Source organism: Streptomyces sp. NPDC028991, from assembly GCF_055564775.1.
On record NZ_JBVHVP010000030.1, the window covers coordinates 1 to 25,607 of the forward strand.

Annotated in this window: 21 protein-coding genes and 10 pseudogenes; 13 read left to right on the top strand and 18 right to left on the bottom strand. The window is 67.6% G+C overall.

The genetic code is table 11. From position 1 onward, the window contains the following. The first annotated feature begins 137 nt into the window (after positions 1–137). Positions 138–1,014 (top strand): IS5 family transposase gene (locus ACZ4V1_RS32540; RefSeq protein ID WP_468343638.1). Its coding sequence is split into 2 segments (ribosomal slippage): positions 138–344 and positions 346–1,014, totalling 876 coding nucleotides; the frame shifts between segments, so codons are not numbered across the junction. 52 nt (positions 1,015–1,066) lie between these two features. Here the strand turns inward: ACZ4V1_RS32540 and ACZ4V1_RS32545 are convergent. Continuing rightward, complete coding sequence (locus ACZ4V1_RS32545) at positions 1,067–1,780, bottom strand: alpha/beta fold hydrolase (RefSeq protein ID WP_468343641.1); 714 nt, start codon at positions 1,778–1,780, stop codon at positions 1,067–1,069. A gap of 354 nt (positions 1,781–2,134) precedes the next feature. Here ACZ4V1_RS32545 and ACZ4V1_RS32550 point away from each other — a divergent pair. Beyond that, positions 2,135–2,413: pseudogene (locus ACZ4V1_RS32550) on the top strand (DUF317 domain-containing protein); the annotation flags it as partial. A 62-nt stretch (positions 2,414–2,475) separates the two neighbouring features. Further along, positions 2,476–2,811, top strand: a pseudogene (locus ACZ4V1_RS32555) (helix-turn-helix domain-containing protein); the annotation flags it as partial. Positions 2,812–2,905: 94 nt separating this feature from the next. On the opposite strand, the gene trxA reads toward ACZ4V1_RS32555, so the two are convergent. The 5 genes and pseudogenes from trxA to ACZ4V1_RS32580 form a co-directional block, all read right to left on the bottom strand. Then, positions 2,906–3,292, bottom strand: a complete 387-nt coding sequence (gene trxA, locus ACZ4V1_RS32560; RefSeq protein ID WP_468343783.1) for a thioredoxin — start codon at positions 3,290–3,292, stop codon at positions 2,906–2,908. Positions 3,293–4,181: 889 nt separating this feature from the next. Next, positions 4,182–4,991: pseudogene (locus tag ACZ4V1_RS32565) on the bottom strand (transposase); the annotation flags it as partial. 155 nt (positions 4,992–5,146) lie between these two features. Next, positions 5,147–6,831, bottom strand: a pseudogene (locus ACZ4V1_RS32570) (ISAzo13 family transposase). Continuing rightward, a complete protein-coding gene (locus ACZ4V1_RS32575; RefSeq protein ID WP_468343644.1) occupies positions 6,828–7,181 on the bottom strand; it encodes a hypothetical protein in 354 nt (117 codons plus the stop codon). The pseudogene ACZ4V1_RS32570 and the gene ACZ4V1_RS32575 overlap by 4 nt, the downstream one beginning before the upstream one ends. 54 nt (positions 7,182–7,235) lie before the next feature. Further along, on the bottom strand, positions 7,236–8,063 hold the full coding sequence (locus tag ACZ4V1_RS32580; RefSeq protein WP_468343647.1) for a helix-turn-helix domain-containing protein: 828 nt from the start codon (positions 8,061–8,063) through the stop codon (positions 7,236–7,238). Between the two features lie 114 nt (positions 8,064–8,177). Here ACZ4V1_RS32580 and ACZ4V1_RS32585 point away from each other — a divergent pair, with 114 nt between their 5' ends. The 3 genes and pseudogenes from ACZ4V1_RS32585 (at position 8,178) to ACZ4V1_RS32595 (ending at position 10,515) form a co-directional block, all read left to right on the top strand. Next, entirely contained in the window at positions 8,178–9,038 is an 861-nt protein-coding gene (locus ACZ4V1_RS32585; RefSeq protein WP_468343650.1) for an alpha/beta fold hydrolase, read from the top strand. 187 nt (positions 9,039–9,225) lie between these two features. Next, a pseudogene (locus ACZ4V1_RS32590) lies at positions 9,226–9,633 on the top strand (transposase); the annotation flags it as partial. A gap of 65 nt (positions 9,634–9,698) precedes the next feature. Continuing rightward, a pseudogene (locus tag ACZ4V1_RS32595) lies at positions 9,699–10,515 on the top strand (IS5 family transposase). 28 nt (positions 10,516–10,543) lie between these two features. Here ACZ4V1_RS32595 and ACZ4V1_RS32600 read toward each other — a convergent pair. Continuing rightward, positions 10,544–11,629, bottom strand: coding sequence for an FAD-dependent oxidoreductase (locus ACZ4V1_RS32600; protein WP_468343653.1), 1,086 nt, complete (start codon positions 11,627–11,629; stop codon positions 10,544–10,546). A gap of 83 nt (positions 11,630–11,712) precedes the next feature. Further along, on the bottom strand, positions 11,713–12,153 hold the full coding sequence (locus ACZ4V1_RS32605) for a MarR family winged helix-turn-helix transcriptional regulator (protein ID WP_468343656.1): 441 nt from the start codon (positions 12,151–12,153) through the stop codon (positions 11,713–11,715). A 341-nt stretch (positions 12,154–12,494) separates the two neighbouring features. On the opposite strand from ACZ4V1_RS32605, the pseudogene ACZ4V1_RS32610 reads away from it, so the two are divergent. Beyond that, positions 12,495–13,282, top strand: a pseudogene (locus tag ACZ4V1_RS32610) (IS5 family transposase). Positions 13,283–13,344: 62 nt separating this feature from the next. Here the strand turns inward: ACZ4V1_RS32610 and ACZ4V1_RS32615 are convergent. Further along, a pseudogene (locus ACZ4V1_RS32615) lies at positions 13,345–13,641 on the bottom strand (transposase); the annotation flags it as partial. Here ACZ4V1_RS32615 and ACZ4V1_RS32620 point away from each other — a divergent pair. Continuing rightward, entirely contained in the window at positions 13,624–13,896 is a 273-nt protein-coding gene (locus ACZ4V1_RS32620; protein ID WP_468343798.1) for an RHS repeat domain-containing protein, read from the top strand. The pseudogene ACZ4V1_RS32615 and the gene ACZ4V1_RS32620 sit on opposite strands and share 18 nt — an antisense overlap. 221 nt (positions 13,897–14,117) lie before the next feature. Here ACZ4V1_RS32620 and ACZ4V1_RS32625 read toward each other — a convergent pair whose 3' ends face one another. After that, positions 14,118–14,750 carry a TetR/AcrR family transcriptional regulator gene (locus ACZ4V1_RS32625; protein ID WP_468343659.1) on the bottom strand — a complete coding sequence of 211 codons (633 nt, stop codon included), beginning with the start codon at positions 14,748–14,750 and terminating at the stop codon, positions 14,118–14,120. A gap of 149 nt (positions 14,751–14,899) precedes the next feature. Between ACZ4V1_RS32625 and ACZ4V1_RS32630 the strand changes: the two genes are divergently transcribed. The 3 genes and pseudogenes from ACZ4V1_RS32630 to ACZ4V1_RS32640 all read left to right on the top strand — a co-directional run bounded on the left by ACZ4V1_RS32630 (position 14,900) and on the right by ACZ4V1_RS32640 (position 17,822). Further along, positions 14,900–15,625, top strand: coding sequence for an SDR family NAD(P)-dependent oxidoreductase (locus ACZ4V1_RS32630; protein WP_468343662.1), 726 nt, complete (start codon positions 14,900–14,902; stop codon positions 15,623–15,625). A gap of 131 nt (positions 15,626–15,756) precedes the next feature. Further along, positions 15,757–16,463, top strand: a pseudogene (locus tag ACZ4V1_RS32635) (leucine zipper domain-containing protein); the annotation flags it as partial. 291 nt (positions 16,464–16,754) lie between these two features. Next, positions 16,755–17,822 carry a class I SAM-dependent methyltransferase gene (locus ACZ4V1_RS32640; RefSeq protein ID WP_468343665.1) on the top strand — a complete coding sequence of 356 codons (1,068 nt, stop codon included), beginning with the start codon at positions 16,755–16,757 and terminating at the stop codon, positions 17,820–17,822. Positions 17,823–17,832: 10 nt separating this feature from the next. Here the strand turns inward: ACZ4V1_RS32640 and ACZ4V1_RS32645 are convergent. Together ACZ4V1_RS32645 and ACZ4V1_RS32650 are read right to left on the bottom strand one after the other, a co-directional pair. Then, positions 17,833–18,138: pseudogene (locus ACZ4V1_RS32645) on the bottom strand (helix-turn-helix domain-containing protein); the annotation flags it as partial. Between the two features lie 179 nt (positions 18,139–18,317). Next, positions 18,318–18,905: a CGNR zinc finger domain-containing protein gene (locus tag ACZ4V1_RS32650; protein ID WP_468343668.1), complete on the bottom strand. Its 588-nt coding sequence runs from the start codon at positions 18,903–18,905 to the stop codon at positions 18,318–18,320. Positions 18,906–18,989: 84 nt separating this feature from the next. Between ACZ4V1_RS32650 and ACZ4V1_RS32655 the strand changes: the two genes are divergently transcribed. Beyond that, positions 18,990–19,883, top strand: coding sequence for an alpha/beta fold hydrolase (locus ACZ4V1_RS32655; protein WP_468343671.1), 894 nt, complete (start codon positions 18,990–18,992; stop codon positions 19,881–19,883). 243 nt (positions 19,884–20,126) lie between these two features. Here the strand turns inward: ACZ4V1_RS32655 and ACZ4V1_RS32660 are convergent, their stop codons facing one another. Then, complete coding sequence (locus ACZ4V1_RS32660) at positions 20,127–21,179, bottom strand: aldo/keto reductase (protein ID WP_468343674.1); 1,053 nt, start codon at positions 21,177–21,179, stop codon at positions 20,127–20,129. A 105-nt stretch (positions 21,180–21,284) separates the two neighbouring features. On the opposite strand from ACZ4V1_RS32660, the gene ACZ4V1_RS32665 reads away from it, so the two are divergent. After that, positions 21,285–21,914 (top strand): TetR/AcrR family transcriptional regulator, encoded by a 630-nt coding sequence (locus ACZ4V1_RS32665; protein WP_468343677.1) that lies wholly within the window; start codon positions 21,285–21,287, stop codon positions 21,912–21,914. 30 nt (positions 21,915–21,944) lie between these two features. Here ACZ4V1_RS32665 and ACZ4V1_RS32670 read toward each other — a convergent pair whose 3' ends face one another. The 5 genes from ACZ4V1_RS32670 to ACZ4V1_RS32690 form a co-directional block, all read right to left on the bottom strand. Continuing rightward, positions 21,945–23,027, bottom strand: a complete 1,083-nt coding sequence (locus tag ACZ4V1_RS32670) for a site-specific integrase (protein WP_468343680.1) — start codon at positions 23,025–23,027, stop codon at positions 21,945–21,947. Next, complete coding sequence (locus ACZ4V1_RS32675) at positions 23,024–23,407, bottom strand: hypothetical protein (RefSeq protein ID WP_468343683.1); 384 nt, start codon at positions 23,405–23,407, stop codon at positions 23,024–23,026. The genes ACZ4V1_RS32670 and ACZ4V1_RS32675 overlap by 4 nt, the downstream gene beginning before the upstream one ends. Next, positions 23,404–23,730 (bottom strand): helix-turn-helix domain-containing protein, encoded by a 327-nt coding sequence (locus ACZ4V1_RS32680; RefSeq protein WP_468343686.1) that lies wholly within the window; start codon positions 23,728–23,730, stop codon positions 23,404–23,406. Before ACZ4V1_RS32680 ends, ACZ4V1_RS32675 begins: the two co-directional genes overlap by 4 nt. Then, positions 23,730–24,860: a tyrosine-type recombinase/integrase gene (locus ACZ4V1_RS32685; RefSeq protein ID WP_468343689.1), complete on the bottom strand. Its 1,131-nt coding sequence runs from the start codon at positions 24,858–24,860 to the stop codon at positions 23,730–23,732. The genes ACZ4V1_RS32680 and ACZ4V1_RS32685 overlap by 1 nt, the downstream gene beginning before the upstream one ends. A gap of 198 nt (positions 24,861–25,058) precedes the next feature. Continuing rightward, positions 25,059–25,520 carry a hypothetical protein gene (locus tag ACZ4V1_RS32690; RefSeq protein ID WP_468343692.1) on the bottom strand — a complete coding sequence of 154 codons (462 nt, stop codon included), beginning with the start codon at positions 25,518–25,520 and terminating at the stop codon, positions 25,059–25,061. Positions 25,521–25,607: the final 87 nt, after the last annotated feature.

A 25,607-nucleotide genomic window follows, 5' to 3' on the forward strand; every position in this document is an offset into this window, starting at 1 on the left:
ACTCGCTACGACAAGACCCGCGAGTCCTACCAAGCCGCCGTCACCATCGCCTCAATCCTGCTCTGGATCTGACCTTTGAAGACGATCTCTAGGGCGTGTGTCGAAAGTGGATCTTGAGCTGTGAATGATCACGGTTCATGGGGCGTGGAGATCTCACGGACGAGCAGTGGACGGTGTTGGAACCGTTGTTGCCGAAGGGCGCCAGAGCGGGGCGGCCGCCCGTCTGGTCTCGGCGGCGGCTGATCGACGGCATACGGTTCCGGGTCCGGACCGGTGTTCCGTGGCGGGACGTGCCCATCGAGTACGGACCATGGAACCGGATCTACGACCTGTTCCGACGATGGCAGCGGAACGGGCACCTGGCACCGCATTTTTACCCACCTCCAGTCCCTGGCCGACGCGAAAGGCGCGATCACGTGGGACCTCAGCATCGACTCCACGGTCTGCCGCGCCCATCAGCATGCGGCCGGGGCCCGCAAACAGGGTGACCTGCAAAAGGAACCACCGGGCGGTATCTTCACCGAGCCCCGCGATCACGGGCTGGGAAGATCACGCGGCGGATTCACCACCAAGCTGCACCTGGCCGTCGAACAGGGGCAGAAGCCCATGTCGATCGTGATCACGGCGGGACAGCGCGGCGACTCGCCGCAGTTCGAACCCGTGCTGAAGAAGGTCCGCGTGCCCCGCATCGGATCGGGCCGGCCACGCGTCCGCCCCGATCGAGTGCGGACCGACAAGGCGTACGCCTCCCGCAAAAACCGCGCCTACCTACGCCGTCGCGGAATCCGCTGCACCATCCCGGACAAGGCTGACCAGGCGCGCAACCGCCAGAAGCTCGGCTCCCGCGGCGGCCGGCCCCCGCACTTCGACCCGGCCGACTACCGCGAGCGCCATGCGGTCGAGTGCGGGATCAACCGCCTCAGGAGACACCGTGCTGTCGCCACGCGATACGACAAGCTGGCGGTCCGCTACGAGGCGACCGTCCTTATAGCGGCCATCGGCGAATGGCTGTGACCAGCACACATCGAGCGCGTCCAGAACCAGCCCGCAGGCATGAGGGTGCTCTTCACTCCACGGCAGCATTGAGGAGGAGCTGCGCCAGCTCGCGCGGCTGGGAGAGCATCGGCCAATGGCCGGTGTCCATCTTGGCCAGCCGCCAGTGCTTGCTGTTCAGCAGCTCGGCCACATCTTCGTCGGGCTCGGCGTCGTCGGGCTCGGCTCCCGGGATCACGCACAGGATGTATGTCGCCGGAAGTTCACCGAGCGGCCCCGCCAGGACAGCGGGCTCGGTCAGCGTGGCCCCCGGGTGAGGCGTCGAGCCACGCACGAGGCGTGTGATCTGCTCATCGGTGAGACCTTCGCCGTCGTAATGAGCAGCTGGCGCGAGCGGCCAGAACCCTCCGTTCTCGGCGATCGATGCCTCCACTGCCGCCCCGCCGTCCGGCCAGGCGGAGACAAACGACTCACCGTCAGTGGGAACGCTTGAGTCGACGAATACCACGCGGGCCAGTCGGTCGCCGATCCGCTCCGCGGCCTGACCGACCGGGATGCCCGAGTAACTGTGACCCACCAGGACTACGTTACGCAGATTCTGGCGCTCTACCTCGGCAACGATGTCCTGGACGTGAGTCGCTTGCCCTGCCGGTACACCCTGCTTGTCAGCAAGACCGGACAGCGTCAACGGATAGACGCCGTGGCCGGCCGCACGCAGATACGGCACCACCTCGCCCCACGCCCATGCCCCGAGCCGTGCACCGGCAACCAGCACGAAATTCACCATGCCCGCACCGTAGCCGGGCAGCCTGACGATCTTCTAGGAAATACTTTCGATACACGGCCTAGAAGCGGCGAAGAGACAGGATGACATCCTCAGCCAGCGCGACGTTTCACGGATTCCAGAGCGTTAACTGAATCAACAGCGCCTACCGCAAGCACGAAGGCTGGCCGCCTGGCGTGGACCTGGCGGCCAGTCCCCACGACGTGGGAGCTGGCATCGGGGCGAGGCTGATTGCCTCGACTCCGCCGCCCCTACACGACTTGTCTTCTGCTGTCTCTGCTGGTCGTCGTCTGGCGTCGGGCGGCGAGGTAGGCGCTCCAGTCGGGTGCCGCGCGTCGGTGAATTCCGCCTCTTTACGGCCACACCACCGTCGCGGTCGGCACATACCTCCACCCAGGCGGCACGTCCGTCTACCTGCACGGCGAAGACCATCTGCGTCAGATCGCCGATACGTTCGACTCACCCGCGGAAGCAATGGTGGCCTTCGAGAAGGTCCACGCGGCCGAGCTGCGCCCCGGCCCCGCGCCCCTGACCGACACCGAACGCGCCGCCATCGCAGCGCGCTCCGTCTTCGACGTCACCACAGCCAAGACCGAACCGTCCCGCCCCCAGCCGGAGGCCGTCCCCGCCTACCTACTGAGGATTTCGGGCTGTCGTCGGGTAGTGACGGTTGATGATCCCTGCGGTATGTCGGTGGGGTGAGGTATCCGGAGGGTGGGGGCCTGACTGCTGAGCGTCGGGCGTTTCGTGAGGGGATCCGGCTTCGGGCCGGCGAGCGGTTCGCGGCAGGCGAGAAGACCGCGGTCATCGCGAAGGATCTGCGGGTGAGTGTGCGGTCGGTGGAACGCTGGCGTCGTGCCTGGCGCGAGGGCGGCGCGGAGGCCCTGCGCTCCGCGGGCCCAGCGAACTCCCCGACCGTCACCGATGAACAGTTCGCCGTGCTCGAGGAAGAACTCGGCAAAGGCCCATCGGCCCACGGCTTCGATGACGAACGTTGGACTCTGGCCCGGGTCCAGACCGTGATCCGCCGCCGTAGGTCACCGGCGGGCTGGGCTCCTCGGAGAACCAGCCACGGTTGAATGGGCGAGCCCCGCGGTGGCGGCTGGGCGGCACCGGCGTGGATGCGGGTCAGGCCAGATAGTCCGAAATATCCCTCTCGATGGCACCTTTGGGCTTCGCCCCCACGATGGTCTTCACCACCTCACCACCCTTGAAGACGCTCATGGTCGGGATGGACATCACACCGTACTTCGCGGTCGTGGCCGGGTTCTCGTCCGTGTTGAGCTTCGCGATGACGATCTCGTCATGCTCCGCGGCGATCGCTTCCAAGCTTGGGGCGATCTGCCTGCACGGGCCGCACCAGGTTGCCCAGAAGTCCACGAGGACGGGCTTGTCGCTGTTGAGGACAATCTCCTCAAAGTTGGCGTCGGTCACGACGACGGTTGCAGTTGCCATGTAAGTCTCCTCGGTTCTTTGGCCGTGCCGCGTCCCGGCACGAGGCTGATACGTGCTCAGAGTGTGGGAGTCGAACCCCTGTGCCCGCGCAGCCAAGGGGCACGGTTTTCGTAGATCGCGTGGATCCCGGTCGGCGCCCGGCTCCGGGTTCCGGGGGCCACTCGATGTTCCACTGCCTGGCGTCGTCGACCAGGCGCTGGGCTATCGGCTCGCGGTTCGCGGGTCGGGCGGCGGCCAGGTCCTCGTCGCGCTCCTGGAGCTTTCAGCTCCAGGTCGATCAACTGGGCCCGCGCCCGCCGGGGGAGCCGGTTCCCCGAGCTGTTCGACACGGTCCGGGAGATCCATACTCTCGTGCGTGCCTGAGTTGGCGTTCTCGGGTCTGGACGGCGGCGACGCGTAACGGGCATCGGGGGCTTACTCCGGCCCCCGGCTGACCTCGCAAGAAATGGTCAGCCGGCGATCGGACAGACTCGGCGGATGCGAAGACAGCTACCCCAGGCGGCCCAACGTGAACAGGTTCTCGATCAGGTTGATCGGCGTGTTGAGCAGCGCGTCGCCGGCGGCGAACAGTGTGCTGATGAGGTTATGCATGATGTCTCCTTGCAAGGTAATGAGTTGGTCTCGGAAGGGCTTCCCCCTGGTTTGGTCACCTCAGACGCGCTCTCCCTCGTATGGAGTGCGCTGTATCGATACTTCACCTCTTCGTCAGGGGTAGGTCCGGGGCGGGCCGCAAAGGGCTGTCGGGCAGCTCGCCCCCCGTACCCCATCTGCAATCGGTCCCGTGCCAACGCCTGATCCCGTTTCCTTCCCCTTGACGATGGAGAGGCCCGTGTGAGCGCCCCTGTTCTTCCCGGGCCCGGCGCGACCACCCTCCGCCAGCCGGTCGACTGAGCGAAGGCAGGCCGACCTGGCAGAAGGAGACAAACCCTTCCTCGTCCCGTTCGTGGGTCGTGCCGGTCACCGTGACCACGGACGGGACTGGCTGAGTCGCCGCATCCTCGAACGCGAACTCCGCCCCGCGCTTGGGCTTGCGCCCGCGTTTGCCCGCCGGCTGCGGCGGGGGCGGGAAGTACAGGACGCGGTCCGAACGCATCCGGCCCAGCAGCTCAACGGGCAGGTCCGCGAGCAGGAAAGCCAGGCGGATCACGTCGTAGCCGGCATCGACGACGACCAGGACGGGCGGATCACCGATCTGCCACTGGCCTGCCACATACAGCCGCTGGAACACTTCCCGGATCTGGGCGGCGGTGACGGCGATCGGGTCGTCCCACGGACACAGCCGGACCACGTCCAACATGGCGGTCCGCGACGTCCGCCCCGGCTCCAGAGCGGCAATGAACGAGTAGGGCCACCCGGGGATCATCTGTGCCGAGCCCCTGCCCCGACCATACGTGTGACAGAACAGCCGGTCCGGACTGGTATTTGCGTCCGGCCGCAGCCAGTTACTCACATCGACCGCCAGGACCAGCCGCCCTTCTACCGTCCGCGGAAGGGGCAGCCCTGCCAGGGCCCTGCGCAGCCGGGACAGACCCATACGTCCGCGGTTCAACCCGCCGTACAACGCACCATGCCCACGCCGGTGCTCAGGCGCCAGGGATAACTCGACCAGCGTCCTCACCGGGCCATCCGCACACAGCAAGGCATCGCTCAGCTCGAACAAGGCATCGGGGCGCTGGGTCAGGCAGGCATAGAACTCCGCCCGGAAGCATGACAGTTCGGCAAACGCATCCTGCGGGACATCCCGCTGCAGCAGACTCATCGCTACGGCCTTCGTACTGGTCAAGTGCCTCTGTGACGGAGCACAGGATCAGGCGAAGGCCGTTCTCACGTCAGGCACTCAGCCGAAAGCGTCAGCAAGTTCGAGACCACGTTCGACTACAGACGATAAACGCCAAGCTAAGGGCTCGCAGAGAATCAACATGTTGGTTTGATCTTTGTGGGGCTGCTGTTGGCGAGGAACTCGGTAACGTCAGCGGGTGTCCGGAACCTGGCTGTCGAGGGTTGGATGATGCAGCCGTGCTCGGCCAGAAGGGGCTGGACTTGGTGAACGGCCCTGGTGGGGGTGCTGGTGTTGACTCCGAAGAGCTGGGCGAGGAGGTCTCGGGTGCCGAGTTTGCGCAGGTGAGCACGGTGGCCAGGACTCTGTCGGCGGCGGTCAGCTTGTCCTTGGCCCCAGCGCCCCGGGCATGGGTGCGTTCGCCTCTTCGCTGCCGAAGCCGCCCTTGTTCGCGTAACTCGTCGATTTTCTTGTCCAGTTGGTTGATGAGTTCGCCCAGCGCCGGTTCGGGCATGCTGGTCAGCTCCGGGTTGCGCAGACACCCGGTGCAGGGCTGTGGGGACGGGGCGCCAGCTGCCCGTGGGGCCGTGTCTGCGCTGGTGGTGTCGCGAGGTCGGGGGTGGAGGGTGTAGTTCCAGTCGCCGTGGAAACAGTGCCGGTGCATGGGCAGGGCGTCGATATCGCTGTCGGTGACCTTGATGCCGGTGTTGTAGGTTCCCGGATCGAGTTCGGCGTGGACGGTCAGCCCGGTTCGGGTGGTGGTCGCCGCGATGCTGTTCACGACGACGTCATGGCTGATCAGCGGCCGGCCGCGCCAGTTCATGGAGATGTGGGAGAACAGCCTGTGCTCGATCTTGTTCCACTTTGAGGTGCCCGGCGGCATGTGGCAGACCGTGATGTCCAAGCCCGTCCCGGCGGCCAGGGCGGCGAGTTCGGACTTCCAGGCGCGGGTGCGGTAGCCGTTGGCCCCGCCCGCGTCCGCGGTGATCAGCAGACGGGTGGCGGCCGGATAGTCGTGCCGGCCCCGGGCCTGCCACCAGCGGCGGATCGAGGCGACGGCGAACGCGGCGGTGTCGTGATCAGTGCCGACACTGACCCAGCCGGTGTTCGCGGCGATGTCATAGATCCCGTAGGGGATCGCCTTGCCCGGTCCCTGCCGGTCCCGGAAGTCGTGCGTCTTGACCAGGACCGGCTCACCGGCCGGCCGCCACTGGTGGCCCGCGTTCTTGTAGTCGCCGACGAGTTCCTTCTTCTTCGCATCCACGCTGATCACCGGCTGGCCGGCGCCCATGTGTCCTCTGGCCTGTTCGTTGATGTAGCGGAACTGGGCGTCGCGGTCCGGATGCTGCCTGCCCTCGATGGTCTTGGCTCCGGCCTGCAGGCTGAAGCCCTCCTCCCGCAGCAGGTCACCGACCGTGTCCGCACACACTTGGTGGCCCTGACCGGTGAGCGCGGCCGCCAGGCTCCTGTTCGACTTCACCGTCCAGCGCAGCGGCGACATCGGATCGCCCCGCTCCTCGGATTCCACCAGTGCCAGCAGCGCAGTCCGCAGTCCCGGGTCAAGATCCGCGGACCTCTTCCGGCCACCACCAGGCCTGCGCACCCGGCCCAGGGGTTCCTCCCCGGCCTCCAGCTCGTCCACGCCCTTGCGGACCGTCGTCTCGCTGACCCGGGCCGCCCGCGCAAACGCCCGGATACCGCCGTGACCCAGGATTCGGGCCTCGGTCCCCATCATCAGCCGCCGCTGCCGCTCGTTGAGGTGCGGGAACAACACCTCGAACCTCACAGCAAGTTGACCGCGGACCTCGTCGGAGACGCTCATACCACAACAACGAGCCGCATCACGGGAAACAACACTTTGATTCTCTGCGAGCCCTTATTCCAGGCCTCTTCCTGGTAGAGGCGCAGCCACACGAAGGCGTCAGGAGTCGCGGGCAGTTCCTGGTAATCGCGTGTGCCTTTGCGGGTCACGCCGATGGTCTGCTGGCCGACGATCGCGCCGCCCTGGGGAGCGGTGAGAAGTTCCTCGGCTCGTGCGCCGGTAGCGACCCAGAAGGCGAGCAGAGCACGGTCCCGGCGCGAACGGAGTCCGGCAAAGACCTCGGTGAACTTAGAGGTGGCGCAGATAGGGGCGCCGATGCAGCGAGGCGAGTACGGAGTCCCGGCGATCATGGGTTGTGACACTCCGTGATTATGGATGTGAGTGCCCTTCTTGAGTGCACCGCCTCACTCGACGGCTACCGTCGCCTTCCATGCGCCCGGGCGCATGCCTGTCGCCTTGTAGAAGAACACCGAGAAGCTGGATGCGTCGGGGAAGCCGAGCGTGGCGGCGCAGCGGGCTGCGGTGAGGCGGTCGTGCGCGAGGAGCCGTTTGGCTTCCAGGATGATCCGGTCGACGATGTATGCCTTCGCGGTGCGGCCTGTGGCCTGCTGCACCGCTCGTGAGAGGGTGCGGGGCGCGTATCCCAGAGCACGGGCGTAGTAGCTGGCGTCGTGGTGGTTACGGAAGTGGGTCTCGACGCTGGAGCGGAACAACCGGAACACCGGATGTGTGAACCGTGCTTCGGCATGCGGGGGCCGCAGCCGGGCGATGAGCGCGGAAAGCAGGATTTCGGGCAGCTCCGTGGAGAAGTCCTCGGGTGGGACGGATGCTTCGAGGAGGAGATGGGTGCGCGCGGTGTCGACGAACAGCCAGTCGGCGTCGGGGATGCTCCAGTGCGCGGCCAGATCCGGGGAGGCGACGAGCTGCCGGGTGGCGTGGGTGACCGGCGCTGTCGGCACGAACAATACGATGTGCCCCGCCACATCGCCGATGTCGTCCCACCGGTGCACCGCTCCGGGTGGAATCCACACCGCGGACCGCTCCGTGAGCGGGTGGTGGAGGAAGTCCACCGTGACCGAGCCGTGTCCGGCGTCGATGACGGCGAGGACGTGGAAGTCGGCGCGCTGGGTGCCGCCGTCGTTCAGCTCGCGAAGGCGGTCGAGCGTCATGGTCTCGACCGCGGCGGCGCGGCGCCCTGCGGGCTGGTAGGTCATCTGCCGAATCACGGTCACGTGTCCAGTTTTCACCATCGGGCGACCAGTCACGCCGATGCCTCATCCGGGTGCAGAACTTTCAATGAACTCACAGGGCAATCGCTCAGAACTCTGATTGGGAGAAGAGCCACCATGAGCATGACGCAGCACACGCTTCTGCCCGTTTACGACCACCGGCCGGGGACCGGACCGACCCTGGTGTTCCTGCACTACTGGGGTGGTTCCGCCCGTACCTGGGACCTCGTCGTCGACCGCATCGCGGGCCGTGACGTGCTCACGGTCGACTTCCGCGGGTGGAGCCGGTCGAGCGCTCTGCCCGGCCCCTACTCGCTCGGTCAGCTCGCCGACGACACGCTCGCCGTGCTCGCCGACGCGGGGGTCACCGACTACGTCCTGGTGGGGCATTCGATGGGGGGCAAGGTCGCACAGCTGGTCGCGGCCATCCGGCCCGCCGGCCTGCGTGGCATCGTCCTCGTCGGCTCCGGCCCGGCGAAGCCCGCCGCACAGATCACCCCCGAGTACCAGGAAGCCCTGTCGCACGCTTACGACTCCACCGATTCCGTAACCGGGGCACGGGACCACATCCTCACCGCCACCGAGCTGCCCGCATCGGTCAAGGCGCAGATCGTGACCGATTCGCGGACCGTCACCGACGCCGCCCGCACCGAGTGGCCGCTGCGCGGCATCGCGCAGGACATCACCGAGCACACGCGCATGGTCAGCGTTCCCGCCCTCGTCGTCGCCGGAGAGAACGATCAGGTCGAACCCATCGACGTGCTCCGCGACAACCTGGTGCCCTACCTCTCCCAGGCCGACTTCGTGGTGGTCCCGCACACCGGTCACCTGATCCCGCTGGAAGCCCCGGCCGACCTTGTCGAGGCCATCACGGCCTTCGCACCAGGAGATCCCGAACCGGGACTGGAAATGGGGCACGGCAACGGCCCGGCATCGACTCGTCCACCGTCTCGGAATCGTCAGCCAGATGACCGCTGACGGCATGAGCTCAACGGCCTGGGACAACTCGCCGCGGCCGTCAAGGGAGCCATGCACACTCGATGGCCCACGCTTCAACCATTGCCCCTGCAAAGGCCGTAAGGCGTCAGCCCGCAACCTGGCCTGCGACGTGGTCTCGAACCACAAGCCATAGAGTTGCGACGTTCTGTGATCACTGGGGAGACCTGTGCCCGCGCTGCCCTCATGGCTGACCGAACCCCTCTGGGATCAATTCGCGGTCCTGCTGCCCGAGCGGCCGGAGTTCCACCCGGACCATCCGCTCGGCTGCCACCGCCGGCGCATCAGCGACCGGGTCATCTTCAACAAGCTGCTGCAGCTGCTGCAGCTGCTGCGCTTCGGCTGTTCTTACGAGGCGATCGCCGACACGACGTGCTCGGCCACCACGATCCGCAGCCGCCGCGACGAGTGGCTGCGACAGGGCGTCTTCGCCCGGCTCAAGCAGATCGCGCTGGACTCCTACGACCGGATCGTCGGTCTCGTCCTCGACCAGATCGCAGTCGACGGCTCCGTCACCAAGGCTCCCGGAGGCGGCGAGGTGGCCGGGCGCTCTCCGGCCGACCGCGGCAAACAGGGCCTTACTGGCGCTGACAAAAGCTGCTGATCATGAGGCTGTCGGCCCCTCTGCTCGTATGCCTGCGTATGGGAAACCGTCAGTCGCGGACGTGGATCGTGTCGGATGAACTGTGGTCGCTGATTGAGCCGTTGCTGCCGAAACCGGGTCCGAAGAAGGTCCAGGGCCGACCGCGGGTGCCGGACCGGCAGGCGCTATGCGGATCCTCTTCGTTCTGCACACCGGCATCCGGTGGGAGTACCTGCCGCAGGAACTCGGCTTCGGCTCGGGGAGGACCTGCTGGCGGCGCCTTGCGGCCTGGAACGAGGCCGGCGTCTGGGACCGGCTCCATCAGCTGCTTCTCAACGAGTTGCGGTCGAAGAACCAGCTGGACTGGGAGCGGGCAGCGATCGACTCCTCGCACCTGCGGGCTGTCCAACGGGGCCCAAAGCGGGCCCAGCCCGGTCGACCGCGCACGGCCGGGCAGCAAGCCCCACCTCATCGTCGACGGCCAGGGCATCCCACTCTCGGTGTCTCTGACCGGCGGAAACCGCAACGGCGTCACCCAACTCGAGCCGCTGCTCGACAAGATCCCAGCCGTCGCGGGCCGGGCCGGCAGACCCCGGCCGACGCCCCGACGCGCTGCTGGCCGACCGCGGCTACGACCACGACAAGTACCGTCGCCTGCTCTGGCAGCGAGGGATCCGCCCCGTGATCGCGAAGCGGGGCGAGCCTCACGGCACCGGCCTGGGCATCTTCCGTTACGTCGTCGAGCGCACGATCGCCTGGCTCCACGACTTCCGCCGCCTGCGCATCCGCTGGGAAAGGCGCGACGACATCCACGAAGCCCTCCTCAGCCTCGCCCTCTGCCTGATCACCTACCGCCACGTCCAACGCCTGCGGTGAATTCTCAGGCTTGTCCCGTTGCTGTGGGTCAGTTCAGTTTGAATTCGGGGTAGTAGGCTGCGGCGGCGGTCGCCGTGTCGATGTTCCGCGGGAAGAGCGCGGCTTGGTAGGCGCGGATGGCCGCGTCGACGTTCTTGGGCTGTTGGGCGATGGCGTTGCCGAGCTGGCCTGCGTCGAAGAGTGCCCAGTTCGCCCCTTCGCCGTCCGGCGGTGCCAGGTGGGCGGCGTCTCCGATGAGCGTGACCCCGGGTATATGTTCCCAGCGGTGTCCGATCGGCAGCCCGTACAGGGGGCGGAAGATTGGCGGGACGTCGCTGTCCGCGACCAGGGCGACGAGCTCCGGCGCCCACCCCTCGAACAACGCCGCGACCGTACGGGCGGCCGCAGGTCCGTCATTGAAGTCGATGCCGTCGAACCAGTCGAGCGGCTGGTCGAACATGGCGTAGGAGTGCAAGGTGTCCGCGCGCTCGCGCTGCACGCCGAGACCGATGCGAGTGGTTTCGTCGTAGGCGGTCATCGACCCGCTACCGACCAGCGCCAGGGTGGCAGGGTGCCGGGTGTCGCTCTCATACAGGTACGTCTCGATCATCGACCGTCCGGCATAGGCGGGAGTGGCATCGGACAGCAGCGGCCGGACCTTCGACCAGGCGCCGTCGGCACCGACGAGGATGTCGGTTGCGATCGTCGATCCGTTGGCGAAGGTCACTTCGTAACGACCGTCAGCATGGGTCCGGATGCTCCGAACCCTGTGGCCCCAGACGACCGTGCCGGGGGGCAGGGATTCCAGCAGCAACTGCCGAAGCTCGCCACGCTGCACCTCGGGGCGGCCTCCGGCGGGATCATCGGGTCGGTCCGCCAGGATGGTGCCGTCAGGTGCCACGTCGCGGGACGCCTGACGGCCTTCGAGGACGAGGGATCGGAAGCCGTTCATCAGGCCGGCGGCACGGATTCCGTGCTGTCCGTTGTAGTCGTGGATGTCGAGCATGCCGCCTTGGCCCCGGGCCTGAGCTGACGCCTCCGCTTCGTACACCGTGGACGGGATTCCGTGAACCGCCAGGGTTCGTGCCAGTGTCAGTCCCGCAAGACCGGCACCGATGATCGTGATCTGGGTCATGCCTGTGTTCCTTACTGCTGTTGGAGGAACCGGCGGTCCTGCCCGCGAGGTCCCCGGCCGTCGTGCGGAGCGGTAGAGCCGGGTCAGGGGGAGCTGGGTGGCTCGATCCGGGACGCGAGCTCTTCCAGCAATTCATGGAGCCGCGCCTGCCCAGCGGCGCCCAGCGGCGCGAGGATCGACTCCTCGACGCGGTCCATGGCCTCTTCGAACCCCTGGATCAGCTCGGAGCCCGCTGGAGTGACATGCACCCGGCGGCTGCGCGTGTCACTCTCCTGCGTCTGGCGCTCCACGAGTCCGCGCCGCTCGAGTCCGGTCAGGAGCCGCGAGACGCTCGGCGCACTGGTGCGCATGGCCTGCGCGACGTCACGCTGAATGGCGTCCGGGTTCTTCGACAGGTACGCCAACACGGCGCTCTGCTCGTGCGTGAGGCCGCGTTCCCGTATCCAGTCTTCAGCGATGCGCCGCTGCCCCCACACAACCCACCGCATCAGCTCCAACGTGCTCTCTCGGTTCAATCCACCCATAGTTAGCACGCTAACTGTTGCCAGGTTAACTATCAAGTCTTGGGGCTTTGCCTCACTACATGGACACACCCGCTGCCGCGCCGGGCCTCCGCACACACAATCTGTCCGCGGTCGCTCCGGCGATCAAACGGATGCACGGGTTCGTCATCCCGGCTGACGAGGGTCGGCTCGGGATGGTCGTGCCCATAACGTGTCCGTCGCCGCTACCGCTGTAGCGACCGCCCCGCGCCGATGACGGGGAACGCACCTACTGCTGACATGGCCAGAACTTGTCACCCACGCCCATATGGCCGCCGAGCTGACCCAAGACCAGAACCGGGAGGCCACAGTCCGAATGGGAGTTGATCGAGCCGGTGCTGTCTGCCTGGCGCTTCGAGCGCCGGGGCAGGGCCCTGGACTTCGGCCGGCCGCCGGAACATGACCTGCGCGACATCATGGACGCGATCTTGTACGTGGACCGGACCGGGGTTCAGTGGCGCTACCTCCCGCACGACTTCCCGCACTGGAACACGGTCTACGGCTACTTCGCCAAATGGGCCGACGAGGGTGTGTTCACCCAGCTCAACGGCCTGCACGGGCAGCTGTTACGAGAAGGAAGGGCGTGACGCCGAGCCGTCGGCCTGCGTGATCGACACCCAGAGCGTCAAAACCTCCACCAGCGTCCCGGCCACTGGCCAGGGCATCGACGCCGGAAAGAAGATCGTCGGCAGGAAGCGGAGCATCGTCACCGACAGGCTCGGGCTCCTCCTCGCGGTGCTGGCTCTCGGTGCTGGTCACCGCGGCGAGCGTGCAGGACTCCATCGCCGGCACGTGCCTGCTGGACCAGGTCGCCGCCGACCACCCCGGGATCCGGAAGGTCTGGGTCGACGGCGGCTACCGACAGCACCTCGTCGAGCACGCGGCCGCCCTCCGCATCGACATGGAAATCACCGGACGCAAGCCCGGGACCAAGGGCTTCCCCCCGATCCCGAAGCGGTGGGCGGTCGAACGAACCTACGGCTGGCTCATGCTCCACCGCCGCCTGGCCCGCGACTACGAAACCTTGCCCACCCGCTCCGAAGCCGTCATCCACATCGCCATGACAGACCTCATGGCCCGCCGCCTCACCGGCGAGAACGCCATCTCCTGACGCGACCCGACACCGCAGACCAACCATCCGATTCCGGGATGAAACAACGGGAGAAAACGATCTCTTAGCAGTCCGAAGTGCGCCTCGATCGGGTTCGCCCACGAGGCGTAGGTCGGGGTGAAGCACAACTCGACCTTGTGCTTCTTGGCCCAGCGGCGGATGTCGGCGCCCTTGTGAGCGGACAAGTTATCCATGATCACGTAGATCGGTGCGCCGTCGGGCCTGGCGGCGCGGATCGACTTGAGCGCGGCCAGCGAGTTCGTGGCACCCTTCTTGCGGCGGTTGACGCCCCACAGGCGGTCGTCGCCGACCGAGTAGCAGCCGTGGAAGTAGCACACCCCGTGGGTGCGGTGGTACAGGTCGTGACCGCCCGCGGCAACGCCGCCGGAGCGGACGCGAGGCAGTACACGTGGACGTTCGGCTACGACAAGGTCGGCAACCGCAAGACCGTCACCGACCCGCTGGGCAAGACCACGGCCTTCACCTGGGACGCCGACAACCGCCCGCTGTCGGTCACCGACCCGCTCAACCACACCCGCAGCGTCACCTACGACGACAACGGCCACGTCGAGACGACGCGGGACTGCCTCGGCCACGGCATGACGCTGACCTAGGTGTATTGACCACGAGCGTTGTTGACGGTGGTACAACGCCTGGCTCGGGGTGAAGGCGCTTGAGACACGTTCGCTCCCCAGGCGGCACCGCGGTGGTGTGGGGCGTTTCTGGGGTCGAGGTGGCGCCGTGGGCAGCCTCGCTGTGACAGTCAGCGTTGGCCAGACGAGCGACCTGCGGGCATGGATGTGCCGCCGGGTCGCGCGTGCCAGCCTCGATCGTTCTATGCCTTGTCGCCGAGGCTTGCCATAGCGTCGTGGACTTGTTGTGGGGTCGGCTGGCTCGCGGGCAGGGGGTGGCGGGAGGACTCGGTGCGCAGGCCGTCAAGGAGGAATGCGGCCTGGCGGCGCCACCCGTTTGGTGCGGCCTCGCCGGTGGCTCGGGCCAGCAGGGCATTGGCGGCAAAGGCGAACACCAGATCCGCGTTGGTGAAATCGGGACGAAGTGCGCCGGCTTCGTGGGCCCGCTCAACGATCTGCTGTGCGGCGCCCATGCTCCGGGCGCAGGCGGCCATGAGGCGTTTCGCGTCCGGGTAACGCCCGCTGACCACGTCGGCGACGGCTGGGTCGGTGGCCTGAAGTTCGCAGAGCTTCTCGACGTAATACGTGAATCCCTCCCAGGCATCCTCCATGGACAGGGCCTGCTGGCCGGCCTGGTCCAGGAGGTGTGCCGCGCGGTCGGTCACCACCTCGTCGATGAGGGCCTCACGTGTGCCGAAGAGGTTGTAGAGAGTGCCGTGGCTCACGCCCGCCCGTCGGGCGATCTCCTTGAGCGGCACCTGCAGACCACGTTCCTGGAAGAGCTCGGCGGCGGCTGCTCGCAGCTTCTCCGCGTTCCGTTGCGCGTCGGCCCGCATGTGGTGATTCCTCCTGGTCCCCTGGCCTGGCATATCCCTCGCCTCGTGCTGCCGGTCAGCAGAACGTGACCATCGGGTCAACTTACATGTTACCGTCGAACCGTAAGTTGACCAGTGAGTCAAGTTGGTCAGAGCAAGGAGTCCACCACATGTCCAAAGTGATCGCCGTCTTCGGGGCCGGCACCGGTCTCGGCGCCTCCGTCGCCCGTCGCTTCGGCCGCGAAGGCTTCCGTGTCGCCCTGGTGGCGCGCCGCAAGCAGCGCCTCGATGCCCTCGTCGAGCAGCTGGCGGTGGCCGGCATCGAGGCAGCCGGGTTCACCGCCGATCTGTCCAGGCCCGCTGAAGTGCCGGCCTTGATGGCGAGGATCCGCGACCGCTTCAGCCGCGTCGACGTGGTCGAGTACGGGCCGTTCAGCACCGAGCAGAATCTGATGCCAGCCGCCGAGGTGGATGCTGCCACCCTGGAAGAGGGCATTCCGATGTTCTTGCTGACGCCGGTGGAAGTGGTACGTGCAGTTCTGCCGGAGTGGACAGAGCGGGGCGATGGAGCCTTCCTCCTGACCACCGGCGTCACGGCCGTCCACCCCATGCCCAGGCTCAGCGGCCTGGCCCCCGTCGGCGCCGCTGCCCGTAACTACCTACACTCTCTCCACGGTGAGCTCGCCGAGACGGGAATCTACGCCGGCACCCTCTCCGTCGGTGCGACGATCGACCGCAGCGAGTTGAGCACCCTCATCACCACAGCCGGACCCTCCACGGGATCGACTACAGAGTTCCCGCTCGTCGACCCCGACGACCTCGCCGAGCAGTACTGGGACATGTACACCAAACGAGACCGGATCGAGCAGCTCTACCCCCAGCCTCAGAACGTGTAGCCCAGTACGTGCTGACGACCGGCCCCGACGCCGTCGCGCGCGGCCGGGCCCGTAATCCCCACTCAGGGCGAGGAGATGGGGCCGTTCCTCACCTCCACGCATCTCCTCTCCCCACCACCGCTGAGGTCGTCGTGTCTCACCCCGATGCCCGGCTGACCATCCACGGCCGCAGGCTGCTGGTCGACCGGGTTCGGTCCGGCAGACCCATCGCCCACGTGGCCGATGAAATGGGCATCTCCCGCACCACAGCCCACAAGCGGGTTCGGCGCCGGCACGCCGAAGGCGACGCGGGGCTGTCTGACCGCTCCAGCCAGCCCTGGACCACACCGCACCGCACGCCCGCAGACGTCGAGAACCGCATCTGCGAGCTGCGGCGCGAGCGCAAGCTCGGGCCCGCACGCATCGGACCGATCCTGGCCATTCCACCCTCGACGGTCCACCGCGTCCTGACTCGGCACGGCCTGAACCGCCTGTGCTGGATGGACCGACCCACCGGACAGGTCATCCGCCGCTACGAACGCGAGCGTCCCGGCGAACTCGTCCACATCGACATCAAGAAACTCGGCAACATCCCCGACGGCAGCGGACATCGGATCATGCCCCGTCAGCAGGCCACCAACAATCGGCAGAACACCACCGGAATCCGCAAGGGCAGCAGTCCTGTGATCGGCTACAGCTTCGTCCACACCGCCATCGATGATCACTCCCGGCTCGCCTATAGCGAAGTCCTGGCAGACGAACGAAAGGAGACCGCCGCCGCTTTCTGGCACCGCGCGAAGCCTTCTTCGCCGACCACGGCGTCACCGTCGAACGCGTCCTCACAGACAACGGCTCCTGCTAGCTGGTGGGGGATGCGGCCGGGTACGAGGACGCCCTGACCGGCGAGGGCGTCAGCCTCGCGGTCGCCCAGGCGCAGGCCGCGGTCGACGCGCTGCTGGCTGGCGCGCCGAGCGCTTATGAGCAGCGCTGGGCGAGCTTGACCCGCTCCTACCGGGTGCTCACCCGCGGGATGGTCTTGGCGACGGGCAGCGCGCCGGCGCGGCGACTGACGGTGCCCTGCTGCGCCGTTGTACCGGGACTGTTCCGATGGGCTGTCAATCACCTGGCACGATGAAGGCGAGGACACCCTATGCGCATCACCGTACGAGGCGAGACGCTCCTGGAACGCGTTGCCCTGCGCGCCCGCCTGGCACCCGTGCCGGCCTTCGAGTCGATGGCCGGTATGGGCCTGTCGGGGGTGCTGATCGCCGGGGTCCGACTCGGGCTTCTCGAACGGCTGGCAGCGCAACCCTCCACCGCCGAGGAGTTGGCTCAGGCGCTGTCCTTGCGTCCGCAATCGCCCCGGTTGCTGCTCGACTGTCTTCACGCCCTGGGGTATGTGCGCATGCGCCGGGGCCGGTACGCACCCACCAGGCGGGCTCGCCGTTGGCTGCTGCCGGGCTCCCCGACGTCCGTCGCCCACTTCATTGCCAGCCATCAGGACTACTGGGGCTGGTGGGCCGGTCTGAGCGACATCGCCCGTGGCGGCCCGTTCGCTGAGCATCACACTGCGGCCAAGGACGACCCCTACTGGCGCGGCTACGTCATGGGCCAGTATGAGCTGGCCCGCTTCAGCGCTCCGGAGATCGCCTCGGCGCTGCGCGTGCCGGCGCACGCGCGGCGGCTGCTGGACGTCGGCGGCGGCCATGGCTGGTTCTCGGCGGAGCTGTGCCGTCGCCACCCTGGCCTGCGCGCGACCGTGGTCGAACTGCCCGGAAGTGCCGCAGTGGGCAAAGAGATCATCCGTTCAGCGGGATACGGCAGCCTGGTCGAGCACCGCGACGGTGACGCCCGCACGGCGGACCTTGGGCAGGACTACGACGTCGCGCTGTGCATGAACCTCATCCACCACCTCCAACCGCGCGAGATCACCGGACTCCTCCGGAAGATCCACGCGGCGCTGCGCCCTGGCGGCCTGATCGTCGTCCTCGACCTGTTCAGCGAACCTGCACGGCGGCGCAGGCCCAGCCCCGTGGCGAGCGAACTGGGCCTGTTCTTCCACCTCAGCTCGGGCGCCTGCCTCTACGGCCCCGGGCAACTGAGCGAATGGCTCCAGGAAGCCGGTTTCCACGCGCCCAGCCGGACTCGGCTGCGCCGCATCCCGGCTCAGCCCCTGTATGTATCCACCACGCGGGCAGCCCTTCCCCTCCCAGCGTGATGACCACGACCGCTTCCACCCGGTCGACGCCGGTGGTGGGCGGCCGACCCGGCCTCGGCTCGTCGGCCAGACCGTCCTGCCGTTCGGCGAGGAAACGCCGCCGCCAGTTGCGGACCGTGTCCGCGCTCACCCGCAGATCCCGGGCGACCGCGACGACCGGCGGTACCTGCGGCCCCGCACACGCCGGCACGATTCGCGCCCGCAGGGCCAGTGACTGGCCGACGTCGTCGGCGCGTCCACCGCTTTGACACCGTCCCCTCGTCCTCAGACAGCAGCACCGGTTCCAGCTTCGGACCCAGATGAGGGACTGACGCATCAGCAGCAGACCTCACGCGACTACTAACGATCAACTACCGGCGCAGGAGACTGGCACTCCAACTGTAGATCGTGATCTCGCTGGAGGTGAAACGGAGCGTCCGAGTTGGCCCTGTGAGATCTCGGCCTTGAGCGGTCTCAGCCTTGAGCGGGCAGCCGCGGGAGTGGGCGCTGCCTCCGTCAGGTACCGGAGGCGTCGGCCGGGTTGTGGCGCCGGTAGTAGCGGGCGACGCGGGCCCGGTTGCCGCAGCGAGTGGGGGAGCACCAGCGACGGCGGGGGTGTGACGGCAGGAACACCATGACGCAGTCGTCGGCCTCGCACTCTTTGAGCCTGCCGATCGCGGGAGCGCTGAGCATCTCCGCAGCGGCCTCGGCCAGCAGCGCGGCGAGGCGGGTACCGAGGGCGCCGGTGCGGCGGGAGATGGCGGTGACCGCGGTGCCGTCCCAGCCGAGTTCGCGGACAGAAGGTGCCGCACGCTGGGCCTCGGTGAGTCCACGCAGGGCGGACCCGGGGGGTTCGGTTTGGTCCAACAAAGCCCGGACGGCGGCTTCGGTGTGTGCTCGGACGCCGTGGACGGGGGCGAGGTCGGCCCGGGACGGTGCGGTGTCCCGGACCTCTCCCTGGAGGCGGTCGCCCTCCAGGGTCAGCCAGTCGGACAACTGCCGCGGGGTGGCGAGCAGATCCACGCGCCCGTAGGCGCCCACCGGGCGGGTGTTGACCAGGTCCAGGGCCAGGACCTCACCGGTCAGAGGTGCACTGTCAGCCATGCCCTAATGCTACATCACGCACTTGACGCGTTAGTCCCCGTGAGGTTAGGACTAATGCATCTTTGCGCCAAGGAGGCATGTGACATGATGTCCGCGACACCGCCCCGCATCCCTGTTCCGGCACGGACCGTCCACCGGTTCGTCAAGGTCGATCAGGTGGAGGTCTTCTACCGGGAGTCCCTGCCCGAGCGTCCCGACGCCCCGGTGGTGCTGCTCCTGCACGGCTTTCCCTCCGCCTCGCACCAGTTCCGTCGCCTCATCGACACCCTCGGCCGCCACTACCGACTGATCGCCCCCGACTACCCGGGCTTCGGACACACCCGCACCCCGGACGGGTTCACCTACTCCTTCGAGCGGCTCGCGGATGTCGTCGAGCGTTTCACCGAACGCCTGGGCCTGACCCGTTTCGCGATGTACCTCTTCGACTTCGGCGCCCCCCTCGGCTTCCGCCTGGCACTCCGACGCCCGGATCGTGTCGCGGGCCTGATCGTGCAGAACGGCAACGCATACGCCGAGGGGCTGTCGGAGGCGGCCCGCGAGTTCACCGCCCTCACCCCCGACATCCCCGGCGCCGAGCAGGCCGTCCTCGACCTGTTCACCTTGGACGCCACCCGCGCCCAGTACGAGGGCGGCACCGCCGACCCCGAACTGATCGCCCCCGAGGGCTGGCTGCTCGACCAGTACTTTCTCGACCAGCCCGGCCGCAAGCACGCGCAGCGCGCGCTTGCCTACGACTACAAGAGCAACATCGCCGCCTACCCCGACTGGCAGGCGTGGCTGCGCAAGCACAGGCCGCCGACTCTGATCACCTGGGGCAGTCGCGACCCGTTCTTCCCCGAACCCGGCGCGCTTGCCTACCTTTCCGACCTGCCGGACGCCGAACTTCACCTGTTCGACACCGGTCACTTCGCCCTGGAGGACCACTTGCCCGAAATCGCCCCGCTGGTCGCCGACTTCCTCACCCGCACCTGGGCCTGACTGGCCCGTTTGCACTCGTCGTAGGGGCGTGACACTGGCGACCTCGCGTATTCGGCTGTCGCGTATTCCTCTGCGTGTGAGGTTCCGTGGTGACCGTCTGTGGTCGTGCCGACATATTGGCGGACAGAGGGAGAGGCTGTCACCGCAGCGGTCCAGGGTTCGGACAGGCGTTGGGCGAGGCAGCATCCCCCCAGTCCGAGTCCGGAATGCGCAGCTATGCCCTCCAGTTTCTTGACGGCGATGTCATGCAGCAGGCGGAGGCGCGACAGCTGGTGGGTTGAGGCGGGCGAAGCCTTCCTGGCGCTGGTAAGGGAAGTACGGGTAGGGCGCTGTCTTGCCGCTCGCCGCATCGAGTTTGGCCATCTGGTCGTGTGTGAGCGTCCAGCCGATGGCACCGAGGTTCTGGCGAAGCTGCTCCTCGTTGCGGGCGCCGATGATGACGGAGGAGACGGTCGGTCGCTGCAACAGCCAGTTGATGGCGATCTGCGGAATGCTTTTGCCGGTCTCCTGTGCAATCTCGTCGAGAGCGTCGACCACGCGGTAGAGGTGATCGTCTTCGACCGGCGGGCCGTAGTCCGCGGTGTGGTGCAGTCGGCTGTGGGCCGGTAGCGGCTGGCCGCGGCGGACTTTGCCGGTGAGCCGTCCCCAGCCGAGCGGGCTCCAGGCGAGGGCTCCGAGGCCCTGATCGAGCCCGAGGGGCATCAGCTCCCATTCGTAGTCGCGGCCGATGAGGGAGTAGTAGACCTGATGCGCGACATAGCGCGGGTGGCCGTACCTCTCCGCGTTCGCGAGGGACTTCATCGCCTGCCAGCCGGAGAAGTTGGAGATGCCGAGGTAGCGGACCTTCCCTGCTCGTACGAGATCGTCGAGTGTGGACAGGGCTTCCTCGATCGGTGTGCCGGCGTCAAAGGCGTGCAGCTGGAACAGGTCGATGTAGTCGGTGCCGAGTCGGCGCAGGGCGTCCTCGCATGCGGTGATCAGGCGCGAACGAGAGGAGCCCGCATCGCCTGGGCCGTCGCCCATCGGCAGACCGGTCTTGGTGGACACGATCACCTGGTCCCTGCGGCCTTTGATCGCTTCGCCCAGCACCTCCTCGGAGGCGCCGCCGGAATATACGTCGGCGGTGTCGAACATCGTGATCCCGGCGTCGAGGCAGATGTCCACGAGACGGCGTGCTTCTTGCGCGTCGGTGTTGCCCCAGGCGCCGAACAGCGGCCCTTGGCCGCCGAAGGTGCCGGCGCCGAAGCTCAGTGCGGGGACCTTGAGGCCGGATGCGCCCAGCCGCCTGTATTCCATGGCTGTTCCTCTCTTGTCGCCTGACCTGACTAATGGCCCTGAAGTTCCGTTAGTGTGGGCCTCAACGTAGCAGGCGTAAGCAATTAACGAAACTGGAGTCCCGTTATGGCGTTTGGGGGTGCGGATCCGGGGACCGTCCGTCCTGGTGGGCGCACGGCGCGGGTGCGGGCGTCGGTGCTGCAGGCGGCTGGGGACGCCTTGGCGGAGCAGGGCTTTGCCCACCTGGACCTAGCCGACATCGCGCGCCGTGCCGAGGTGGGCAAGACCACCGTGTACCGCCGCTGGGGAACGGTGACCAGCTTGGTGGCCGACTTGCTGCTGGACATGGCCGAGCAGTCACTGCCGCGGACCGAGACCGGCTCGCTGCTCGGCGACCTCAAGGCCAATGCTCGGCTCGTGCGGCGCACCTTGGCCGACCCGCGGCAGGGGGCGCTGTTCAAGGCAGTGATCGCGGCCGCCACCTGTGAGGCGAAGACAGCCGAAGCCCTGCACCGCTTCTACGACATCCGCATCAAGGAGTGGGCACCCTGCGTCCAGCAGGCCATCGACCGGGGCGAAGTGCCTGAGGGCACCGATGTCCGCGAGGTGATCCGTGCTGTCTCCGCCCCCCTCTACTACCGCCTGCTGACCAGTAGCGACCGCCTCGACGAAGCCGCAGCAGACCAGGCCGCCGAGGCCGCCGCGGCTGCAGCGCGTGCGGGAGCGTACCTGCGGGGCGACGAAGGTCGTGCGTGACCGGCTTCCCGCATCCGTCGCTGAGCGCGGTCACCATGCGTGATCTCCGGGGGCGTAGCGTTTCCAGGTCCCTCCGGCCTCTTCAGCGAGCCGGGCTGTGATTTCGTCGTTGTAGCCGAGCATCCGGGCGATCACCGGGGCGGGGGCCTGGAGGACGAGTTGGCGGATCGCCGCTGTGCGTCCTGGCCTGGTCGGGAAGCCCAGTTGGCGGAGCCGCAGTGCCATGGCTTCGGAGGTCATGGGCTGTCCGGCCCGGCGGCCGGGGAAGAGCCATCGGGCATCGGGGTTGGTCGCGGTCTTGGTGTTCGGTCGCTGCCCCAGGTAGTTGAGCGACATTTCGTCGAACGGGGCGGGAACGGGCGACGGTGGGTCGCCAAGCCGGAGGAGGACTTTGCCGTCCTCGTGCTGGACGTCGTCGCTGCTGAGCCTGGCGATGCGCGTAAGCGGCTGGGCGTAGAGGAGGACAAGGACGGCGGCCACGCGGTCCTGGAGCGGGATGTCATCGCGGTCCACGAGCTGTCGTAGCAGCGCGAGCCGTTGGTGCTGGGTGACCGGCGCGGGATTCGCCGTCGAGCGGTGCGGGATGGTGACGGTGGGCATGTGCTTGGACTGCATGGCCCAGCGGAGGAAGGAGTGGGTGAGGTGCCGGGCGGTGTAGCCGCCTGCGTACCAGGTGTCGACGTCGGTCTGGGTGCAGTCGGCGAGGGCACGTCCGCGCTGGGCGATGTGGTCGAGGAAGTTGATTGCAAGGCAGAGCTTGTTGCGGGCCTGCTGGGTCTGGCTGCTGGTGAGCGGGCCACGGCCGGCCAGGGTGCGGAGACGGCGTTGGATGTGCCAGGTGGCGAAGAGGTCCAGGAGCTTGCGGTGCTCGGGGTCGCTGACGGTCGGCAGTTTCCCGGCGAGCCACCGCTGGAACAGCAGCAGGTGCCGGTCGGCCGGCGGGAGGACGCCGCATTGCATGAGCAGGTCGCGCGGGTAGGCGACCGCCCGCCAGGGCGTGAGCTGGCTCAGTCCCTCGTGGGTGAGTGGGACTTGGTTGCGGGCCAGGGCCGGCAGGTTCTGCTGGACGTGCGGCTGGTTGGTCCAGGTGAGCCCGCCCCAGGGGCGTTTCATCTGTCGGAGGGTTCGAACAGTGGGAGGAGTTCGGGCCGGATGCTGCCGGCGCCGTCGTCGAGGAGTTCGTGGAGGCGCTCGGCCAGGACGCATCGGCCGCAGATTCCGCGGCGGTAGCGTCGTGCTTCCTGGCCGCACTGTCCGCAGGTGAAGTCGCCGAGGCCACCGGCGCAGTCGGTGCAGAGCTTGCCGCCGTCCGGTGCGAGGCCCGGGGTGAGCCGTTCGACGCCGCAGCCTGTGCAGGTGCCGTAGGTTTCCAGGGCCTGGGCGTAGCAGCCCGCACAGATGTAGCCCTCGGGCCAGTGGGCTGCCCCGAGTCGGACGACCCGGAGGCATCGCACGCAGAACGGGTCTTCGGTGCGGACGCGGGTGCGGCTCATCCTTCGGGCCGGATGCGGGCGCGTTTGGGACGGACGGCCGACAGGTCGACGACTGAGTCGCCGGTGGCGACCTTGCGGATGACAGCGTTCTCCGCCTTGGTGGCGATCAGATCGGTTGGGGTGCAGTCGAAGATGTCGCAGAGCGCGGCCAGCACCGGCAGGGACAGCCGCTCGGGAGTGCCGGTAACCAGACGGTGGACCTGCGAGAGGGAGAGGTTGATACCGCGCTCGGCAAGCGGCGGGGCGAGCTCGCTGGTGGTGAACATCCCGGCGGCAGCCATCTTCTCGCGCAGTCGCCACTGGTAGCTGACCTGGCGTTTCATCAGGTCCTCCTCGCGGGCTTCAGTGCGGCCTCGATTGTGGCGTCCAGGGCGCGACGCAGGGTGCGAGTGCGGAAGTCGGAAGACACGCAGGTGTAGATGGAGGTGGTGGATGCATGGTCGTGGCCGACCTGCTGTTGCACGAACAGCGGATCCCAGCCGTCCTCGATCAGGTGGGTGACGTATGACCTTCGCAGCGAGTGGAAATCCAGGACCGCATCCAGGCCGAGGTCGTCGCGGTAGGCGGCGAACCGGGAGTCCAGCCGTTGCAGTCCGACCCGTCGGCCGCGTTCGGACGGCCAAAGGGCGGGCCCGTCCGCATGCCGCATCGCGGGCCTCACCTCGCTGATCCACTGGTCGACGATCTCGGCCGACCACTCCCACACGGCCAGCACGCTGCGGCGCTTCGGGGGCGAGCCCTTCTTCGCCTTGCCATGGCGGACGTAGCAGACGCCGTACTCGCCGAACTCCGCCCCTTCGGGGTTGCGGCCGAAGTCGGCCGTGTCCAGCATCCGCGTCTCGTTGCGCCGCAGCCCGTAGGCGTACGCAGTCTTGAGGAGCATCGCGTCGCGAAAAGCGGGCAGCCAGCCCTTGCGGCCGCGTCCGCGGACCCGGCTCACCTCGTCGTCGGCGTGGTCGAAGAACGCTTGTAACTCATCCCGGGTGAAGGCCCGTTTCGGGGTCTCTGCCTCGCACTCCTGCATGTGCACGGCGGTATTCCACTCGTGACACACCTGGATCGGATGGGTGCCGAAACGGCGTTCACACTCCGCCGCCCAGCCGTAGGCCGGGTCGGTGGCGTAATCGCAGAACAGACGCACCGCCACCTGGTAGCCGCGCAGCGTCGAACGGACACAGCCACGAACGGCCCGCAGGTCACCGAACCACTCGTCCGCCAGCATCGAGGACCAGCTCCACGGAAAGGCATCCGCGTGCGCGGCAAAAGCCCGCACCTTCCGCTCCCGACCGTTGATGGTCGACAGCGCGAGGTTCCGCGCCAGCCGTCCAGCATCGCCTCGAAGACCTGCTCCTCCGGCCGCAGCAGCGGCACTCCGTCGGTCAAGTGAAGCCGCGCGACCCCAGGCGTCGCCCCGTCCTTCCGCACCACATTCATCACGCTCCGTAGATCGCATCCGGCGCGACAATCTCGCATCAGACGCGAAGCCCGGAGTGGAACGGCAGGTCAGCCATCCGATCGTGTGAAGCGAAACGAAACGGGCACAGCCTGTCCGCTACCGTCTCATCAGGCACACGGTGAACCTTCAAATCACTGATCAGCGGCTTCCTTATGTCCTATCGACCAACGCGACCCAAGATGCATCCAGTTCGCATTAGATGCGATTCCCGCCAGTTCCGAGATACGCGCCAAAGAGGCAACGGGATGATCTTGAAGCCCTGATCTGCTCGGATTCACGTGCGGCGCCGTGCAGCGGGGTCGCGTTCGGCGAAGTGCCGGGCGACCGAGTCGACGCCGGGACGGATGTACCGCTCCAGGGAGCCGACGGATGCGTGGCGGGAGCGGCCGGCAGCATCGGGATCGAGGTGCCGTCCTCCGCGTCGTGTGTGAGGGCGCCATGACGGAGCCGGTGAAGCGTCCAGCCGTTCAGGTCCTCGATGCCGTCGGGTGAGGGGGTGACGGTGTCGGTGTCCATCTCGTCAGCCCGCGCCGTCAGCTCGGCCAAGACCTCCGGCAGCGCCGGGTCGTCGATCGCGGCGGCGGGGAAGAGGGGCGGCTTCGCGCCCCGGCGGGCGGTCCGGTCGGCGCCGGTTCGCCGGCGAGCATCCATCCCCACGTCGGGAGGGAGATCGAGACCCGGTAGCCCCGCGCGGAGGACTTCACGATGCCCTCGCCGGTGAGGTACCGCTCGACCGCCGCGGTG

Bases quoted from the DNA above. Each gene is read 5' to 3' on its own strand.
- ACZ4V1_RS32545 (WP_468343641.1), bottom strand. From the start codon at position 1,780: ATGGTGAATTTCGTGCTGGTTGCCGGTGCACGGCTCGGGGCATGGGCG.
- ACZ4V1_RS32575 (WP_468343644.1), bottom strand. From the start codon at position 7,181: ATGATCGCCGGGACTCCGTACTCGCCTCGCTGCATCGGCGCCCCTATC.
- ACZ4V1_RS32585 (WP_468343650.1), top strand. From the start codon at position 8,178: ATGAGCATGACGCAGCACACGCTTCTGCCCGTTTACGACCACCGGCCG.
- ACZ4V1_RS32600 (WP_468343653.1), bottom strand. From the start codon at position 11,629: ATGACCCAGATCACGATCATCGGTGCCGGTCTTGCGGGACTGACACTG.
- ACZ4V1_RS32605 (WP_468343656.1), bottom strand. From the start codon at position 12,153: ATGGGTGGATTGAACCGAGAGAGCACGTTGGAGCTGATGCGGTGGGTT.
- ACZ4V1_RS32625 (WP_468343659.1), bottom strand. From the start codon at position 14,750: ATGCGGGCCGACGCGCAACGGAACGCGGAGAAGCTGCGAGCAGCCGCC.
- ACZ4V1_RS32630 (WP_468343662.1), top strand. From the start codon at position 14,900: ATGTCCAAAGTGATCGCCGTCTTCGGGGCCGGCACCGGTCTCGGCGCC.
- ACZ4V1_RS32640 (WP_468343665.1), top strand. From the start codon at position 16,755: ATGCGCATCACCGTACGAGGCGAGACGCTCCTGGAACGCGTTGCCCTG.
- ACZ4V1_RS32650 (WP_468343668.1), bottom strand. From the start codon at position 18,905: ATGGCTGACAGTGCACCTCTGACCGGTGAGGTCCTGGCCCTGGACCTG.
- ACZ4V1_RS32655 (WP_468343671.1), top strand. From the start codon at position 18,990: ATGATGTCCGCGACACCGCCCCGCATCCCTGTTCCGGCACGGACCGTC.
- ACZ4V1_RS32660 (WP_468343674.1), bottom strand. From the start codon at position 21,179: ATGGAATACAGGCGGCTGGGCGCATCCGGCCTCAAGGTCCCCGCACTG.
- ACZ4V1_RS32665 (WP_468343677.1), top strand. From the start codon at position 21,285: ATGGCGTTTGGGGGTGCGGATCCGGGGACCGTCCGTCCTGGTGGGCGC.
- ACZ4V1_RS32670 (WP_468343680.1), bottom strand. From the start codon at position 23,027: ATGAAACGCCCCTGGGGCGGGCTCACCTGGACCAACCAGCCGCACGTC.
- ACZ4V1_RS32675 (WP_468343683.1), bottom strand. From the start codon at position 23,407: ATGAGCCGCACCCGCGTCCGCACCGAAGACCCGTTCTGCGTGCGATGC.
- ACZ4V1_RS32680 (WP_468343686.1), bottom strand. From the start codon at position 23,730: ATGAAACGCCAGGTCAGCTACCAGTGGCGACTGCGCGAGAAGATGGCT.
- ACZ4V1_RS32685 (WP_468343689.1), bottom strand. From the start codon at position 24,860: ATGCGATCTACGGAGCGTGATGAATGTGGTGCGGAAGGACGGGGCGAC.